The 1,724-nt window shown below is 74.0% G+C and carries 2 protein-coding genes; both read right to left on the bottom strand.

Annotated features, from left to right (window positions below; all coding sequences use genetic code 11):
- A partial coding sequence (locus PROKR_RS11605; protein WP_036963324.1) for a Y-family DNA polymerase occupies positions 1–768 on the bottom strand: 768 nt, incomplete at its 3' end.
- Between the two features lie 41 nt (positions 769–809).
- A partial coding sequence (locus PROKR_RS11600) for a DUF1963 domain-containing protein (protein WP_211240115.1) occupies positions 810–1,724 on the bottom strand: 915 nt, incomplete at its 5' end.

The raw sequence follows: 1,724 nt of genomic DNA, 5'->3' as shown, positions 1-1,724 counted from the left end.
GGGCCGGCGCCGGCTCAGGGCCGACTGCGCCCCCACGGAGCGGGCGCGGCGGCTGGTGACGACCTTGCGCGGGTCCTCGTCCTGCGCCATGGCACTGAGCTTGTGCCCGACGGCGTGCCCGAGGATGTGCTCGACCGCGGACGACGGGGTGCGCGCCAGCTCGCCGATGGTGCGGATACCGAGGTCGGCCAGGCGCTGTTCGTTGACGGGCCCGACGCCCCAGATCAGGCTGACGGGCAGCGGGTCGAGAAAGGTCCGCTCGGCGCCGGGGTCGACGACGACCAGGCCGTCCGGCTTGGCCACCTGGGACGCGATCTTCGCCAGGTGCTTGGTGCGCGCGGCGCCGACCGAGATCGGCAGCCCCACCTCCGCACGGACGCGCTCGCGGATCCGCGCCCCGATCGCGGCGGGCGGGCCGAACAGGTGGGTCGCACCGGACACGTCGAGGAACGCCTCGTCGATCGAGATCCGTTCGACGGTCGGCGTGACGTCGCCGAGCACGGCCATCACGGCGTCGGCCAGCCGCTGGTACTCCCCGAAGTGACCCCGGACGAACACCAGGTCGGGGCAGAGCCGTGCCGCGCGCCAGCCTGGCATGCCGCCTTGCACCCCGTGGGCCTTGGCCTCGTACGAGGCCGCGAGGACCACTCCCCCGCGCGGCCCGCCGCCGACGGCGATCGGCCGGCCGCGCAGGGCAGGGTCCAGCAGCTGCTCGACCGAAGCGTAGAACGCGTCGAGGTCGGCGTGCAGGATCGTGGCGCCGGGCATGCCACCAGTCTACTCGAACACGCGTTCGATCTTTTGGCTGGTCACGGGTTCGCGTACATCTGCACGACGACCCGGTCGAAGCGGCGCGCCGCGAGGTCCTGGCGGGTGATGGTCCAGTACAGGATCCCCATCGGCACCCCGACCCACTGCGCGAGCACCACCCAGTCCTCCGGGCGGGACCACGGCTCGCTGGGCCACTGGAACGCCGAACCCCAGGCAGGGTCCCCATAGCCGTCGAAGTCGTAGGCATGGCCGCCGAGCGCCCATTCGCCGCCCTCGTCGGACTGCTCCGACCAGACCTCCTGCAGCGTCGTGGCGTGGGGGTGCGCGGCACCACTCTCGGCGTCGAGCGGGCAGGAGGGCAGCGACACGCCGGGGACCAGGCGGAGGTCGGGGGTCCGCCGCAGGGCCTCGTCCAGCGACTCGGGCGAGTCGTACTCGTACGGCTCGTAGTCGGGCGAGACCTCCCGCTCCTCGACCGGCGCGCCCGCCGGGACGTACACGGCACCGCCGGGGAGGAGCTCGTCCTCCAGCTGGACGTTCGCGAACAGGAGCAGCTGCCCGTCGGGCGGCAGCGGCAGATCGGTGGCGCCCCGTGCGATCGCCGCCAGGTCGAGCGTCACGATGAGCTGGTACTCGTCGGAGTGGTCGGGCCCGTACACCGTGGCAGGGGTGGGCACGTCCGGCGGGAGGAGCAAGGGGGTGCCGAACCGGCCGACGACCGGACCGCCACCGCCGGGCGCCGTCCGCAGCACCGGGCGCGCGAGCCCGAGCCACCGGTCGACGTCGTCCGCGGGGACACCGCGGTCGAGCGCCTGCTCCCGGAACCGGTCCAGCCACCACAGCGTGGTCGCGGGCAGATTCCGGACCGACGCGGGCAGCACTCCTGCGCCGAACTCCCAGCCCGGCTCCGGCCCGACCACGCCCGGCTCACCCAGCCCCGCGAGCCACTCCGC

This window comes from Promicromonospora kroppenstedtii DSM 19349, from assembly GCF_000515355.1.
Taxonomy (GTDB): Bacteria; Actinomycetota; Actinomycetes; order Actinomycetales; family Cellulomonadaceae; genus Promicromonospora; species Promicromonospora kroppenstedtii.
Note: the sequence above shows the minus strand (reverse complement) of the source record. Positions and strands in the feature narration are given on the sequence as shown.